The following is a 14,439-nucleotide window of genomic DNA, read 5'->3' as shown; positions in this document are numbered from 1 at the left end:
GTTAGTAATAGAAAAGGGAGTGGACTTTTTTCACGTCCACTCCCTTACTATTTTTCCCGATATTATTCGTAAATGATTCGATCTACGGCTTCACGGTCCAAGCGTTTGATCACTTCGACAATGAGCTTGACGGCATTCTCGTAATCATCCCGGTGCAGCATGGCTGCATGCGAATGAATGTAGCGGGTTGCAATCGTGATCGCCAGTGCAGGCACTCCATTCGCCGTCAAATGGATGGAGCCGGCATCGGTCCCTCCGCCTGGAATCGATTCATATTGATAAGGAATATTCATTTCATCCGCCGTGTCGGTGACGAAATCGCGCAAGCCCTTATGTGCCACCATCGATGCATCATATATGACGATTTGCGGCCCGTCCCCCATTTTACTCATCGCTTCTTTATCGGATATCCCCGGTGTATCACCAGCAATGCCGACATCGACGGCAAAACCGATATCCGGCTGGATCTTGAATGTCGATGTTTTCGAGCCGCGCAGTCCCACTTCTTCCTGCACCGCGCCGATCCCGTAGACGACATTGGGATGTTCGCTATCCTTCAGCTGCTTCAGCACATCTATGGCGATGGCACAGCCAATGCGATTATCCCAAGCTTTGGCAAGCAGCATCTTTTCATTATTCATGACCGTGAACTCGAAATAAGGCACGACCATATCCCCTGGCTTGACGCCCCATTCTTTAACTTCTTCCTTGCTTGATGCCCCTATATCAATGAACATATCCTTAATATCGATTGGCTTTTTCCTCGCCTCGGCTGACAGGATATGCGGCGGTTTGGAACCGATGATGCCGGTTACATCGCCTTTACCCGTCACGATCGTCACGCGTTGGGCAAGCATCACCTGCGACCACCAGCCTCCTACAGGCTGAAAGCGCAAAAATCCTTTTTCATCGATTTGGGTGATCATGAAGCCGACTTCGTCCATATGGCCAGTGACGACGATCTTCGGACCGTTTGCGTCCCCCGTCTTCCTGGCAATCAAGCTTCCCAACCCATCACTGGAAATTTCATCGGCATAAGGTGTTATGTATTCAGCCATCACGTTTCTTACTTCACTTTCATTGCCTGCAATGCCTTTGGCATCCGTTAAGTCCCGCAGCATTCGTAACGTTTCATCCAATTGAGCCATCCTTTAACCTCCCTATTCCTTACATCACAAGGATAATTATACAAAAAATCGATTGCATAAACAATCAGTAGCCTTGCTTTTGGCGTTCATAGTTCACTTCATTCTTGCTCACGTATGCCTGTTCCACATCCGCTGCGGAAAATCCGAGCATCTCCCCTAAAGATAGATACTCCGCAAATACCTTTTGATACGATGTTTCGGTCAACTTTGTACGGAATTCACTGATATAGCCATAAATCGCAATGAATTGAGCCGTCAGATCGGCCTCGTGCTTTTTGGAGTCCGATCGGATTTCCGGTACGAAACCAAGTTCGATCCCGAGTGACAGAATGAAATGAATGCCATCCACGTATTCAGCCAATATCGTCTCTTTCTCGGCAGGACCTTTAAGGCTCCAGAATTTAAAGCATCTCGTTTCATTGGCCAGCTCCCCAAGCTCCACCAGAAGGGCGAGGACCTTCCGTTCAATCAAGTTTTCAGCACCCAAATCATGCTTCGCTTGAATATGTTCATCCAAACCCGCCTGCATGTCCAATAATTTTCCTATGTTCATTTTCATCACTACTTTCTGTCATCATCCATTAAATTATAACAAATAAATGAAACTTATTAAAAACCCATACGTAAATGAAGGGAATCACTCTGTTTAGGGAGGTAGCTCCATGGTATTGATCATGCGGTTCGTTCTTTTGGCTCTTATCATCTTCTTCATATACACAGTCATCAAATACCTATCGAACCCGAAAAGAAAATTAGAGCTGGCACATGAACAGAAAAAGTATTTTCTTCTCGACGATACAGCCAATATCCGCAAGAATTTTTTGTTGACGTATAACGGGGTCATGTTTGAAGGGGAAAAGTATCTGGGAACGACGGAACGCTCCTTCGAGATCATATCGATCTTCATATGGCCTAAAACGGTCGCCGGATTGAAAGGCTTGAAGAGAAATGACTTCTTGAAAATCGAGACAGCGATAAAAAAACAATATCCAGATGCGGTTATCGATTGGAAAAGTCCGGTTAAGGAATTTTTGAAAAAAGAATGACAGGTGCGCATGAAGAGCCTTGAGGGAAATGCACTCAAGGCTCTTCATCTATTCATGTGATCGGAAGAATTCCTTCCAGGGAACGACGGTTTGCTTCTCCCTCAATAAATAGAGCAAGACGGTTAGGGATAATAAAATGATGACGATCAGCGTCGGGCTGAAATCTGCAATATAGTGGCCAAATACCGTGTAGACGAAGGCAACGGGGATATTAGTCATGAAGGATAGGTAAAAATAATTTTTCAACCCTTTATTCGATTCCAATAAGCATAGCGACAATAAATAGAAATGGATGAACGGGATGAGCCGCAGCACGGCAATCTGCCGGCTGTTCAGCTTCCGGTTTCCGAATAGCTTATTTTTAAGCCGCAGCAGCTTATCCTTGGTTTTCGGAAATTTGCCTATCACGAAATAAAAGACCATGCTCGATAACGTCAAGCCGATTATCGAATAAATGGTTCCGAAAGCTGCCCCGAATAACACCCCGCCTGATATACAGACGACAATGACGGGAATGAATAAAAATTGCCGTAACAAATGAAACGTGATAAAAATCAATGGTGCGAACACACTGCCGGATTGAACGTAGCTCATCACAAGTGTCAGTTTATCATTCATGTTCTCCCTCCAGCTACTCTTTGCTGCTTCCTTCAAGCATATACATTAAATGGGCTTCATATGACTATTGAATGAATATCTTGATGATTAAGCCTATCTGGACGGCCATCAACAGGGGCAGGCCCCATTTAAATGCAGCATGCTTCGTCTTATGGCGAAAATGCCTCATCCCCAAAAATGATCCTGTCCCTCCGCCGATGAACGCCCAAAACCATAGTGTCTTTTCACTGATCCGGTATTCATGGGCACGCGCTTTCCTTTTGTCGATTCCCATTATCGCAAATCCGATGATGTTTGTGATGACCATATACGCCACGATGATCCATACTCCCTGCATCCCGATTTCCTCCTTTTCTATGTAAAAAGCCACCCTCTAGAAAAGAGAGTGGCTGATATCAGTCAGACTTATTTGTCTAATTGTTGTTTAGCAGCAGTTGCTAATTGAGCAAAAGCTTGTTCGTCAGCAACAGCAAGATCAGCAAGCATTTTGCGGTTCACTTCGATACCAGCTAGCTTTAGACCATGCATTAAACGGCTATAAGAAAGACCGTTGATGCGTGCAGCTGCGTTGATACGAGTGATCCAAAGTTTGCGGAAATCACGTTTTTTCTGACGACGGTCACGGAAAGCGTAGTTTCCTGACTTCATTACTTGTTGGTTAGCTACTTTGAAAAGAATATGTTTCGCGCCATAGTAACCTTTAGCTAATTTTATTACCTTTTTACGACGTTTGCGAGTAACAGTACCGCCTTTTACACGTGGCATGTTATTTCCCTCCTATTTAACTCGATAAATCGAACTTATTTAATGTTGTCTAGCATATGACGAATACGTTTGAAGTCACCTTTGCTTACAAGGCTAGCTTTGCGAAGCTTACGCTTTTGCTTAGTAGATTTGTTAGCAAATAAATGGCTTGTGTAAGCGTTAGAACGCTTAAGTTTGCCGGATCCAGTCTTTTTGAAACGTTTAGCAGACCCGCGGTGAGTTTTCATTTTAGGCATAAGGTATTCCTCCTCATTACAAATTACTTTACAATTACTTTTCAGCTTTTGGTGCTAAGATGATGAACATGCTGCGTCCATCCATTTTTGGATGTTGCTCGATTGTAGCCACTTCTTTACATGCTTCAGAAAAACGAACGAGTACACGTTGACCAATTTCCTTATGCGTAATGGCACGTCCTTTGAATCGGATAGAAGCTTTTACTTTATCGCCTTTTTCAAGGAATTTAATACCGTTGCGAAGCTTCGTATTGAAATCATGTTCTTCAATCGTCGGGCTCAAGCGAACCTCTTTCAGACTGATGACTTTTTGATTTTTACGTGCTTCCTTGTCTTTCTTTTGCTGCTCGAAGCGGTGTTTTCCGTAGTCCATGATCCGGGCTACCGGAGGCTTTGCATTTGCAGCAACTAAAACTAGATCAAGATTTACACGAGCGGCAATTTCCAATGCTTCGAATTTCGTTTTAATTCCAAGTTGTTCTCCGTTTTGGTCAATAAGACGAACTTCACGGGCTCGGATGCCCTCGTTTACCATCGCGTCTTTACTAATAGTTAGCCACCTCCAAAGATATTGGCGAATACGAATATTTGAATCAATTCGGTCACGCTCACAACTCGCTTACAGGATATAATCATAATAAAAAAGTGTGGATGCATGCTGCACCCACACTGATAGACTCATTCAGAAAGATCCAAATAATCAAATCATGACCTGTTAACTGCATTGCTTGCGTCAACCAGGTGAGAAGCGGGTGCTTCTTCTTTTCCTCAAACACGTATTCAATTCACTTTAGAAATATATCATAAACACTGATGACTTGTCAAATGCTAATTTTATTCGTTTTTCACAACAAAATTAATATTATCAGACATTCTGTTATTTGACAATACGTTTTTTCAAAGTAATTTGGACAAAACATATTCATCATGATACTTTCCATCAAAAAACAGCGATTCACGCTTTACGCCTTCTTGTTCGAACTCCATCTTAGCATACAGCGAGAGGGCATGAACATTATTTGCGATGACGGACAATTCCAGGCGCCGGATTCCGTTTAGGCGGGCAAACTCCTCCATTTCCTGGAATAGCCTCGACCCGATGCCTTTCCCCCGCTCACCTTCCTTGATGCCGATGACGATCTTGGCTGAATGCCTCGTTCTTTCGAGCCCGTTCCCGACTAACAGTAAATAACCATGCAAATCATGCCCGCTTGCAGCAACAAGGAATACGGAATGGGGATTTTTTTCGATTTGCTCGATTTGTTTTTCCATTTGGATGTTCGTCGCTTTTCTTTCACCGGGGTTGAACAGCATAAACCCTGAATCTTCAACATGATTGAACAAAGCTGCCAACTCCTCCGCATCTTTCCGCGAAGCCTTTCTGATTTCCATTTGCCGCCGCTCCCCCTTTGCTCGATAACGAGTTAGTCAAATGTTACGAGTTTTCTTTTGCTTTCTTCTTTTTCTCGATCGAGTCCCAGGAAAAGAGGATGATCCAAAAAAGCAGGACCGGGACGATCGCATACTGGCGGTAATCGTCCAACACCAATAAAATGATGATGGCAAGAAATGTTGGCCCGAATAGATATGAGAATTTCTTCTTCATTCTGACCCTCCTTTTCAATGTTGTGGTGGTCTCATTTTATCATGACTGAATGAAAAGAGGGACACAACTTATGTGCCCCTCTTTTGCCATTAGCGGCTTACTTCCGCTTTAATCGCTGCAACGAAATCTTCAAAATCGATCGTTTCCGATTTTTGTTCACCGTATTTGCGCACATTCACACTGCCTTCTTTGGCCTCATTGTCGCCAACAACCAGCATGTAAGGGATTTTTTGCATTTGCGCTTCACGGATCTTGTAACCGATTTTCTCGTCACGTGTATCCAGATCGACCCGAATGCCTTGCGCTTTAAGTTTTTCCTGCACATCTTTCGCATAATCCAAATGCACTTCAGGAGAGACCGGAATCACTTGTGCCTGGATAGGTGCCAGCCAAGTCGGGAATGCTCCCTTATATTCTTCGATCAAGTATGCGACGAAGCGTTCCATTGTCGAAACGACACCGCGGTGGATGACGACCGGACGATGCTGCTTGCCATCTTCCCCGACATAGTTAAGATCAAAACGCTCAGGAAGCAAGAAATCAAGCTGAACAGTGGAAAGCGTTTCGTCCTTTCCTAAGGCAGTACGCACTTGAACATCAAGCTTAGGACCGTAGAATGCCGCTTCACCTTCCGCTTCGAAATAATCCAATCCAAGTTCGTCCATGGCATCTTTTAACATGCCCTGCGCTTTTTCCCACATCGCATCATCATCAAAATATTTTTCTGTATCTTGCGGATCGCGATAAGACAAACGGAATGAATAATCCTTGATATCGAAATCTTTATATACTTCAAGGACAAGGTTGACAACACGCTTGAACTCTTCTTTGATTTGATCGGGACGGACGAATATGTGCGCATCATTCAATGTCATCCCACGTACACGCTGAAGGCCGGAAAGCGCACCTGACATTTCATAGCGGTGCATCAAGCCAAGCTCGGCGATCCGGATTGGCAGTTCACGGTAACTGTGGATACTGTTTTTATATACCATCATGTGATGCGGGCAGTTCATCGGACGTAAAACGAGCTGTTCGTTTTCCATCTCCATGACCGGGAACATGCCGTCCTGGTAATGATCCCAGTGTCCGGATGTTTTATATAGGTCCACGCTTCCCATTACAGGTGTGTAGACATGGTCATAACCCAGACGTTCTTCCTTATCGACAATATACCTTTCGATCGTCCGGCGAATGGTCGCGCCTTTCGGCAGCCACATCGGCAGCCCTTGCCCGACTTTTTGTGAGCTCATGAACAAGTCCAGTTCCTTGCCGATTTTCCGGTGATCCCGTTCCTTGGCTTCTTCGAGGAAGCGCAGATGCTCGGCCAATTCTTCTTTCTTATAGAACGCCGTTCCGTATATACGCTGAAGCATTTTGTTTTTGCTATCGCCTCTCCAATAAGCACCAGCGATGCTCAAAAGCTTGAATTCCTTGATCTTCCCAGTTGATGGAACGTGAATTCCGCGGCAAAGGTCAAAGAATTCCCCTTGCTCATAGAGCGTTACTTGCTGATCGGCAGGAATCGCATCGATCAGCTCCAATTTATACTCATCGCCAATTTCTTTAAAACGGGAAATGGCTTCATCACGACTGACCTCAATACGGGAGATTTCCAAGTTTTCATTAACGATTTTCTTCATTTCTTTTTCAATCAATGGCAGATCTTCGGGAGTCAATGATTCCTCTAAATCGATATCATAGTAAAAACCGCCCTCGATGACTGGTCCCACACCGAACTTAGCATGTTTGTACAAACGCTTGATGGCTTGGGCCATTAAATGAGCTGTACTGTGACGCAGCACTTCAAGTGCATCCGGTGCGTCTTGTGTGACGATTTCAATCGTCCCGTCCTCTAAAAGCGGACGTTTCAAGTCATATAATTCACCATTGAATTTTCCGGCAATGGATTTTTTCCTTAAGCCAGGACTGATCGATTGCGCGATTTCTTCAGTTGTTGTGCCTTTGGCAAACTCCTTAACCGCTCCGTCAGGAAAAGATATTTTCAGTAATTCAGACATTCAGTTTCACTCCCTCTAATTGTTCAGACAAATTCCTTGCAGGCAGCTGATTCCCATCCAACACAAAAAGCCCGCCCCTGTATAAATACAGGGACGAGCTTAGTAATAGTAATCATTAACCCGCGGTTCCACCCTCGTTCCATTTTGCTTTTCAAGGCAAAACGGCACTTGTAACTTGGTAACGGCAGCTTCCCGTCAGCTCATATTCGCAAGAATGCCTGCTTTCCGAGCCGAAGTTTAAAGGTGGTAAGTGTTCCATGCGAATAGGAAGCTTTCAGCCTGTTGGCTTCCCTCTCTGCAAATCGTATATCAGAATACCCTTGTCCTCATCATAACTTTTGTTTTTTAATAGTATGTAGGAAATTATAAGGTGTTATACGGGGAAAATCAAGGTTAATTTCTCTTTCCGAAGAAAGTTATTCATTTGCACGGGAAAATGACGAAAGTGGCAGAACAGTCGCCCGCTCTTCAAAAATCCTTGAGATCGTTTGAATCAGCCCCTCTTCCTTGTCATCTGTATAGATGTATAAGTTAACGGGTGCGATCGATAATAGCGGGGCCAGTATCACCGTGTCGAGAAAAAGTGAACTTTTGGCAAGCAGCCTCCTATCGATCAAACTATTGATTCTCGGGCGGTCGAGCTTGGTAAATCCTTGATCATAGAAATGAAAACCATCACGGTTGACGAGGTGAAGCTTTGTTAATTTCGGCTCTTGGCCAAAAAGGCAATCACGGAGCGTAGCGATGAAATTTTGATAGTCCTGTTCCAATTTATATTCATCAATCGCCTTGACTACATACTTCTCCAACGTGTGCTGGAATGACTTCAATCGGAAGGTCGTGAAGGAATCGAATGAAAAAGATACCCTCCCCTCCAAAATGCTTTGCAGTCCCTGCTCGATCGAGCGTTTCTCCGTTCTGAATGCCGCATCCCCATTCGCGGACCTTTCCCCTTCAATGATGGATGAGGCAATTTCAATGATCGCTTCGATTTCTTCCCTCTCCCTATAGAAAAACTTCCCGACGATGATTTGCTCAAGTACGGATAGCGTCTTTTCTTCCAATAAAAAAGAATGGAATGAGTCACGAAGCAGGATCAACCACTTTTCACCTGAAGATTCTGTCATGTCCACATGCATGCCTTGCTGCGGAAGAAATCGAATGTATGGTCGAAATTCTGCCCCTAATGGATGGACAGAAACGAAATCCAGCAATTTCAATGCCTCTGAATCATTTTGAAACGAAATTTGCACTACGACATCCCCCCTTCCCCCTTGCTCCTTTTTTCAAGTATATGGAGGCGGGGACAGGTTTAGAAGTGGCTGGGGGCTGTATTCAAGAAAAAAGTGACCTCTAATCAGAGATCACTATCCTTTATCTTCTGCGGTTCACTCCATCAAGTCTTACAGGCTCCGCTAAATATTGAATTCTTTCCAAGACCCGGGCCGCCTTCACTTCCTCCTTCTCACCGCGCTGTGAAAAGGTCAGGTGATTCTCCAGGCCATTCATATCAAAATTCGAAGTGAAAAACGTGGGCAGGTTTTCCAGCATCCTGAATTGCAAGATCGGGCCGAAGACTTCATCGCGCCCCCAGCTCGTCATCGACTCGGCCCCAATATCATCCAGCATGAGGACCGGTGCCGTTTTCACCATCTCAATTTTTTCATTGACCGTATTATCACCGATCGACCCCTTAAGTTCCCTTAAATAATCGGGTACATAAACAATAAGGGAGGCAATTTGCCTTTCCGCAAGTTCATTGGCAATCGCACCTAACAAGTACGTTTTGCCAACGCCGAACTTCCCATATATATATAAGCCCTTTTGCCTTTTTCCCGGTTCATACTCCATAATGAACGACATCGCTTTACTTAAAACATCCAAGCGTTTGTTTTCATCATCCGTTTGGGTAAAATCCTCGATCGATGCCCTTAAAATATCCTTCGGCACGTATAGGCTGCGAATCAACTTCTCCCTTTTCCGCTTTTCATCCTCCGCGAGCTTCCGCGGGCAAACTTCATAATGCAGATTCAACGCCTTCCCTTGAACGACCAATTTCGGATAATACCCATGCATCATATTGATGCAACCATCCAAGCTCGGGCATTTGTCGCACTTATTGCTTTGTGAAGTGAATTCATAAAGCTTTCCCAAGTTTTTATCAATCATTTCATCCGTGACAGTCGAACTGTGGGCATTCAAGAATAACCGCACCTGCTCGTCTTCAAAAATCTCCTGTTTCAGCTTTTCGTACCGCTGTTGAAATTGGTTCGTATTCGCCAATTTGTTAAGGGATCTATTGATCTTTTCCATCGTTCATTTCACCTCCTGCTTTCCACTGTTTCCATTTCTCCTGAAGATCACGTTTTTGGGCATCCAATTCAGGCTGATCGGCTTTCTGCTCCTGCACAGCTTCTTCCTTTTTCTCAAGCCATTCCGGAACCACTTCTTCCCGAATCGTCTTTTTCCGTCCGCCTTTGGCCGCATTCCTGCTGCCTTGCGCCCAGTCCTGATATTTCCGATGTTCATTTTTGGCTAACTCCATCGCCTCGATGACGGTGGAAACCTTCAGCCGCGCCCAATGGCCAGCCAGCTTTTCCACATAGCCCTTCGTGAATTTCATATCCGTTTTGAGCATGACATATTCAATCAGGACATTGACGACACCCGGATTGAGCTTTTGATTGATCATCACGCCTTCCACAACCTTCAAATCCCCGCTTGATGGTTCCGCACCGCCGGACAATTGCATAAGGCGCTCGCGTGGTGAAATGGTTTCCAAATGGCGGATCAGCTCTTGTTCCTGCGTTTTCGGTTCCGCTTTTTGTGTCCGTTCACGAACCGGCTGCACCCGATTGACAAGGGATGGCATGTCAGCCTGCCGTTCGATTTGATACCAATCCCTTGCCGCTTTTCGGAGACTCTCCTCATCGATCTCATCATCCAATGAAACGGCATCCATGACTAGTTTTTGCATTTCGAGCGGATCGATGCCATATAAAAAAGCAAGTTTGGCAATCGTGCTTTTAATTTTCGGCGTAAAGGCCTTTTTGGGGACGATCGAGGATTTAATCCCGGCAAATAACAGCTCAAAATCAAATAGGCTATCGAACCCCGAAGGCTCGACCCCCTCCGCCCGGTCGATGAAACGCTGTTCGGGCATCGGTTTCCATTCATTTTTCGCTTCATCCGTTACATATAAAGAGTCCAAATGATCCGATGAGAAGACCTCCGCAAAAGACTTCGTCACCCTGTCATATTGATCTGTCAGGATCTGATCATCACAAAAGAATCGCTTTAACCGATTGAATTGCGCTTTGCCGATTTTTTTGTATAGGTAGATATTCAGCATCCCGTCCGTGAAAAACTGCTGCGGTGACAGCGGCGGGTTCAATTCATAGATGAATTCCTTCGAATCGTTTTTCGTTTGCTTATATACATTCAGCAAGCCGATTCCCTCAAGTAATAGACGCGCTTCGTAAATGTCACCTAACTTCAGTCCGATGGTATTCATCAATTGATAATGAGAGGAGGTTTCCGCCCATAGCCTGTTTTCCTCCAGCTCACTCCACAGCGTCATGTATAGGCTAATGCAAATAGGTCCAATAAGAGGTTGATATAGTCGGGTCAATATTTTCCGATCATAATCATGAAGCAGCCCCGCAGATGAGACCAAGTATGAATCTGCTGGGAGCAATTCTTGCCAATGCATTGACATCTCCATTCAAACCTTTCAAAAGATGTAGTGAAAAAAGAGCCAAAGTGAATCTTCAGCTCTGCTTTCTTTCTTTATTAATCAAATCCTTCAGTTCATCGATAAAGACATTGATATCTTTAAATTGCCGATAGACGGATGCGAACCTTACATAGGCAACCTCATCGACTTCAGCCAGCTTGTCCATCACCATCTCGCCGACATTGTCGCTCTTCACTTCCGATATGCCCTGGTTGCGTAGTTCCTTCTCTACATAACTGGTAATTTGCTCTAGCTCTTTCAAGGGAACCGGCCGTTTTTCGCAAGCCCTGATCAAGCCACGCAGGATTTTATCACGACTGAACTCTTCCCGTGTCCCGCCCTTTTTGACTACAATAAGCGGTGTTTCCTCCACCTTTTCAAATGTCGTGAATCGAAAACCGCATGCCTCGCATTCACGGCGACGTCGAATCGATTTGCTTTCATCGACAGGCCTGGAATCGAGCACTCTTGTTCCGTTATATTGACATGATGGGCATTTCATCATTATCAGCTCCGTATTTTATGTAGGACTCCCCTATCTAAATGTTCCCCAAGTAAAATTATCTTCTAGCTCAATCTTATATTAAAAGGAACGGCCAGTACAAGTAAAAAGTGTAACTTGAAGGCTGCAGCCGCTTCTTGCCTTTATTTTTCACACCGTCAGAAACGGCTGGATCATTGCAATTAAAAAAGAGATGCACCCATGGCATCTCTGTGTATACGTGTTTTTTATAGGGCACTTATATTGGTTTTTTTCATTTGTACCGGACCTAATCCACGTGGTAATTCGATATTTTCACGTGTTTGCGCATTTAAAGCTTCTGCAATATAATCTGCCGCAATATTCGGATCCAAGTTACCGCATGTATAGACATCGATGCTCGCATAGCCGTGTTCTGGAAAACTGTGAATCGTCAAATGAGACTCAGAAATGATGACAACCCCGCTGACTCCTTGTGGAGCAAACTTGTGAAAGGCAACTTCACGTACCTCTGCACCTGATTTCAAAGCAGCATCAACAAAAATCTTTTCAATCAAATCGATATTGTTCAGTTTTTCAAAGTCACAACCCCAAAGTTCAGAAATGACATGTCTACCCATTGTTTCCATAGTGTAAGCTGTTTCCATATTAAGCTTCCCCCTTACAATGATTAAAATTAGTTCTGATAACTACCACGGGGGAAAGTTAGTCCAAAGAGGTCCTAACCCTTTAAGTAGCCATCATGCAAACCTCATTTGAAGAAGTTCACGATTCATAGTATATATTGTTTGAATTTTTTTTGCAACTGCAAATTTGAAGTTTCGGAAAGATAAACTGCATTTACGAATGGCCAAATCGAAGTTCAAGAAAGCCAGATTGCCTTCACTCCAGTTTATTGCTGCCGCTCATAACCGCTAGGAAATATATGAAACTGTTGAAAAAAAGGGCAAAAAAAAGTCTATCATGCAGACCGTAACGTTAAGTAACACCTCTATTACCTATCGCTTAAGAACGTTCCATTGCACTGCATGCGCTCCCTATCCTCTGCGTTTATGCTTTCGGCATCTCCCCTTGACTATTTACCCGCAGGAGTATCGCACCCCCTCCCCACTCTGCGTGAAAACTCCGGCTCAAATTCAATGCAAAGACTAAACTCGCGAGTAACTGTACCTCGATCGTTCCATCCATGATCGAAAGACAGCGGAACCTAAAAAAGATGCCGCCTGCAAATTGCAGACAGCACCTCCTTCAAGTTACTTAGCCCTTTTTATATGTCCTTCACAAATGGTACACGATAAAATCCTAAAAGGATCATTTTACTGATAATTCAACTTCTGCTGTTTTTTTCAATTCGGATGCCACCAATTTCACCAGGTCGACTACGCGGTTGGAGTAACCCCATTCATTGTCATACCAAGCTAGGACCTTCACTTTCCTATCGCCAATCATCATCGTTGTCAGCCCATCGATGATGGCGGAATGCGGATTGGTTTTGAAGTCACAGGAAACCAGTGGTTCCGTCGTGAACTCCAATATGCCTTTCAGTTCATTTTCCGAGGCATCGATGAATGCTTGGTTCACGTCATCGATGGTGACATCTCGGTTTAAGTCCACAACAAGGTCGACCAAGGACACGTTAGGTGTAGGTACGCGGATGGCCATTCCGTGAAGCTTGCCTTTTAATTGAGGCAGCACGAGGGAGATCGCTTTTGCAGCTCCTGTCGTCGTCGGAATGATGCTTTCCGCTGCGGCACGGGCGCGTCTTAAGTCTTTATGCGGGTTATCGATATTATTTTGATCATTTGTATAAGAATGGATCGTCGTCATCAAACCGTTATTTATACCGAATTTCTCATCAAGCACTTTTGCAACAGGCCCAAGACAATTAGTCGTACAGGAAGCATTGGATATGATAAAATGCTTGTCGATTTCGAGCACTTCCTCATTGACGCCCATGACAATGGTAACGTCTTCATTTTTCCCCGGTGCAGATAATATCACCCGTTTTGCCCCTGCCTCCAAATGAAGAGCCGCTTTGGAACGTTCATTGAATTTGCCTGTAGCTTCGATTACGATATCTATGTTCATCTCTTTCCAAGGCAATTGCTTTGGATCGCGGTTATTGATAAGTTGTACCCGGCGGCCATTCACAACAAGTGAATCATCCTCCGCTACAATGATGCCGTCGAATTTACCATGTATCGTATCATACTTTAGTAAATGGGCTAACGTTTCAGCAGGATAGCTTGCATTGATTGCAATAATGTCCAAACTCTCATCTAATATGGCCTTTCGGAAAACCATTCTCCCGATTCTCCCAAATCCGTTAATCGCTACTCTTGAATTCATTGTTCGGACCCTCCTGAAAAATATTAATGTTATACTTATTACCCCTCTTATGTAATTAGTATAACATAATTAAGATTAATTGTGCTAATAAAAATGCGGATTAATCCTGTTTTTTCAACACAAAAGGAAGAAACCTACTGGTTCCTTCCTTTAATGACAACTATATGACATGCCAATCGTTGAGTATGGCCCTGACTTGCTTCTTCGTTTCCGTCAGTTCTCCATTATTATCAATGATCGCATCCGCTAGAGCTTTCTTATCGGCTAAAGGCATCTGTGAATGGATTCGGGCAAGGGCCTCCGCCTCCGATAGACCGTTCCTGTTCATCAAGCGCTCCAATTGAACCCGTTCATCCGCATAGATCAAAAGTGTTTTTTCAACCATGTAGGTCAGTTTACTTTCGAATAATAGCGGAATGTCCATGAATACCGT

Annotated in this window: 18 protein-coding genes and 1 other annotated feature; of the genes, 1 reads left to right on the top strand and 17 read right to left on the bottom strand. The window is 44.2% G+C overall.

Features of this window, described 5'->3' with window-relative positions; translation table 11 throughout:
- Window positions 1–62: 62 nt before the first annotated feature.
- Both CVN76_RS21095 and CVN76_RS21090 read right to left on the bottom strand, forming a co-directional pair.
- A complete protein-coding gene (locus CVN76_RS21095; RefSeq protein WP_100532934.1) occupies window positions 63–1,148 on the bottom strand; it encodes a M42 family metallopeptidase in 1,086 nt (361 codons plus the stop codon).
- Window positions 1,149–1,212: 64 nt separating this feature from the next.
- Window positions 1,213–1,701, bottom strand: a complete 489-nt coding sequence (locus CVN76_RS21090; protein ID WP_100532959.1) for a dUTP diphosphatase — start codon at window positions 1,699–1,701, stop codon at window positions 1,213–1,215.
- 109 nt (window positions 1,702–1,810) lie between these two features.
- Between CVN76_RS21090 and CVN76_RS21085 the strand changes: the two genes are divergently transcribed.
- Window positions 1,811–2,194, top strand: coding sequence for a sigma-w pathway protein ysdB (locus CVN76_RS21085; protein WP_100532933.1), 384 nt, complete (start codon window positions 1,811–1,813; stop codon window positions 2,192–2,194).
- Between the two features lie 48 nt (window positions 2,195–2,242).
- Here the strand turns inward: CVN76_RS21085 and CVN76_RS21080 are convergent, their stop codons facing one another.
- From CVN76_RS21080 to coaE, 15 genes are all read right to left on the bottom strand, one after another.
- Window positions 2,243–2,812 (bottom strand): TVP38/TMEM64 family protein, encoded by a 570-nt coding sequence (locus tag CVN76_RS21080; protein WP_061142199.1) that lies wholly within the window; start codon window positions 2,810–2,812, stop codon window positions 2,243–2,245.
- 64 nt (window positions 2,813–2,876) lie between these two features.
- Window positions 2,877–3,149, bottom strand: coding sequence for a DUF1294 domain-containing protein (locus CVN76_RS21075; RefSeq protein WP_100532932.1), 273 nt, complete (start codon window positions 3,147–3,149; stop codon window positions 2,877–2,879).
- Window positions 3,150–3,217: 68 nt separating this feature from the next.
- Window positions 3,218–3,577: a 50S ribosomal protein L20 gene (gene rplT / locus CVN76_RS21070; protein WP_034309067.1), complete on the bottom strand. Its 360-nt coding sequence runs from the start codon at window positions 3,575–3,577 to the stop codon at window positions 3,218–3,220.
- Window positions 3,578–3,612: 35 nt separating this feature from the next.
- Window positions 3,613–3,813 (bottom strand): 50S ribosomal protein L35, encoded by a 201-nt coding sequence (gene rpmI / locus CVN76_RS21065; RefSeq protein ID WP_034309070.1) that lies wholly within the window; start codon window positions 3,811–3,813, stop codon window positions 3,613–3,615.
- A 34-nt stretch (window positions 3,814–3,847) separates the two neighbouring features.
- Window positions 3,848–4,348, bottom strand: a complete 501-nt coding sequence (gene infC, locus CVN76_RS21060) for a translation initiation factor IF-3 (protein WP_057911473.1) — start codon at window positions 4,346–4,348, stop codon at window positions 3,848–3,850.
- A gap of 98 nt (window positions 4,349–4,446) precedes the next feature.
- Window positions 4,447–4,583 (bottom strand) — a sequence feature (ribosomal protein L20 leader region).
- 127 nt (window positions 4,584–4,710) lie between these two features.
- Window positions 4,711–5,205, bottom strand: coding sequence for a GNAT family N-acetyltransferase (locus tag CVN76_RS21055; RefSeq protein WP_100532931.1), 495 nt, complete (start codon window positions 5,203–5,205; stop codon window positions 4,711–4,713).
- A 43-nt stretch (window positions 5,206–5,248) separates the two neighbouring features.
- Window positions 5,249–5,419, bottom strand: a complete 171-nt coding sequence (locus tag CVN76_RS31160; RefSeq protein WP_155645463.1) for a hypothetical protein — start codon at window positions 5,417–5,419, stop codon at window positions 5,249–5,251.
- Window positions 5,420–5,508: 89 nt separating this feature from the next.
- Window positions 5,509–7,440 carry a threonine--tRNA ligase gene (thrS, locus tag CVN76_RS21050; protein WP_100532930.1) on the bottom strand — a complete coding sequence of 644 codons (1,932 nt, stop codon included), beginning with the start codon at window positions 7,438–7,440 and terminating at the stop codon, window positions 5,509–5,511.
- Between the two features lie 416 nt (window positions 7,441–7,856).
- The gene (ytxC, locus tag CVN76_RS21045; RefSeq protein ID WP_100532929.1) at window positions 7,857–8,693 is read right to left on the bottom strand and encodes a sporulation protein YtxC; all 837 of its coding nucleotides are present in this window, start codon (window positions 8,691–8,693) and stop codon (window positions 7,857–7,859) included.
- Window positions 8,694–8,814: 121 nt separating this feature from the next.
- Window positions 8,815–9,753 (bottom strand): primosomal protein DnaI, encoded by a 939-nt coding sequence (gene dnaI / locus CVN76_RS21040; protein ID WP_100532928.1) that lies wholly within the window; start codon window positions 9,751–9,753, stop codon window positions 8,815–8,817.
- The gene (locus tag CVN76_RS21035; protein WP_332850658.1) at window positions 9,737–11,152 is read right to left on the bottom strand and encodes a replication initiation and membrane attachment family protein; all 1,416 of its coding nucleotides are present in this window, start codon (window positions 11,150–11,152) and stop codon (window positions 9,737–9,739) included. Before CVN76_RS21035 ends, dnaI begins: the two co-directional genes overlap by 17 nt.
- Before the next feature lie 58 nt (window positions 11,153–11,210).
- The gene (gene nrdR / locus CVN76_RS21030) at window positions 11,211–11,678 is read right to left on the bottom strand and encodes a transcriptional regulator NrdR (protein ID WP_061142318.1); all 468 of its coding nucleotides are present in this window, start codon (window positions 11,676–11,678) and stop codon (window positions 11,211–11,213) included.
- Window positions 11,679–11,905: 227 nt separating this feature from the next.
- Window positions 11,906–12,286: an adenosylmethionine decarboxylase gene (speD, locus tag CVN76_RS21025; protein WP_061142319.1), complete on the bottom strand. Its 381-nt coding sequence runs from the start codon at window positions 12,284–12,286 to the stop codon at window positions 11,906–11,908.
- A 682-nt stretch (window positions 12,287–12,968) separates the two neighbouring features.
- The gene (locus tag CVN76_RS21020) at window positions 12,969–14,006 is read right to left on the bottom strand and encodes a glyceraldehyde-3-phosphate dehydrogenase (protein ID WP_100532926.1); all 1,038 of its coding nucleotides are present in this window, start codon (window positions 14,004–14,006) and stop codon (window positions 12,969–12,971) included.
- A 160-nt stretch (window positions 14,007–14,166) separates the two neighbouring features.
- A partial coding sequence (coaE, locus tag CVN76_RS21015; RefSeq protein ID WP_100532925.1) for a dephospho-CoA kinase occupies window positions 14,167–14,439 on the bottom strand: 273 nt, incomplete at its 5' end.

The organism is Bacillus sp. mrc49 (genome assembly GCF_002803435.1).
Note: the sequence above shows the minus strand (reverse complement) of the source record. Positions and strands in the feature narration are given on the sequence as shown.

Bases quoted from the DNA above. Each gene is read 5' to 3' on its own strand.
- CVN76_RS21095 (WP_100532934.1), bottom strand. From the start codon at position 1,148: ATGGCTCAATTGGATGAAACGTTACGAATGCTGCGGGACTTAACGGAT.
- CVN76_RS21090 (WP_100532959.1), bottom strand. From the start codon at position 1,701: ATGAACATAGGAAAATTATTGGACATGCAGGCGGGTTTGGATGAACAT.
- CVN76_RS21085 (WP_100532933.1), top strand. From the start codon at position 1,811: ATGGTATTGATCATGCGGTTCGTTCTTTTGGCTCTTATCATCTTCTTC.
- CVN76_RS21080 (WP_061142199.1), bottom strand. From the start codon at position 2,812: ATGAATGATAAACTGACACTTGTGATGAGCTACGTTCAATCCGGCAGT.
- CVN76_RS21075 (WP_100532932.1), bottom strand. From the start codon at position 3,149: ATGCAGGGAGTATGGATCATCGTGGCGTATATGGTCATCACAAACATC.
- rplT (WP_034309067.1), bottom strand. From the start codon at position 3,577: ATGCCACGTGTAAAAGGCGGTACTGTTACTCGCAAACGTCGTAAAAAG.
- rpmI (WP_034309070.1), bottom strand. From the start codon at position 3,813: ATGCCTAAAATGAAAACTCACCGCGGGTCTGCTAAACGTTTCAAAAAG.
- infC (WP_057911473.1), bottom strand. From the start codon at position 4,348: ATGGTAAACGAGGGCATCCGAGCCCGTGAAGTTCGTCTTATTGACCAA.
- CVN76_RS21055 (WP_100532931.1), bottom strand. From the start codon at position 5,205: ATGGAAATCAGAAAGGCTTCGCGGAAAGATGCGGAGGAGTTGGCAGCT.
- CVN76_RS31160 (WP_155645463.1), bottom strand. From the start codon at position 5,419: ATGAAGAAGAAATTCTCATATCTATTCGGGCCAACATTTCTTGCCATC.
- thrS (WP_100532930.1), bottom strand. From the start codon at position 7,440: ATGTCTGAATTACTGAAAATATCTTTTCCTGACGGAGCGGTTAAGGAG.
- dnaI (WP_100532928.1), bottom strand. From the start codon at position 9,753: ATGGAAAAGATCAATAGATCCCTTAACAAATTGGCGAATACGAACCAA.
- CVN76_RS21035 (WP_332850658.1), bottom strand. From the start codon at position 11,152: ATGCATTGGCAAGAATTGCTCCCAGCAGATTCATACTTGGTCTCATCT.
- nrdR (WP_061142318.1), bottom strand. From the start codon at position 11,678: ATGAAATGCCCATCATGTCAATATAACGGAACAAGAGTGCTCGATTCC.
- speD (WP_061142319.1), bottom strand. From the start codon at position 12,286: ATGGAAACAATGGGTAGACATGTCATTTCTGAACTTTGGGGTTGTGAC.
- CVN76_RS21020 (WP_100532926.1), bottom strand. From the start codon at position 14,006: ATGAATTCAAGAGTAGCGATTAACGGATTTGGGAGAATCGGGAGAATG.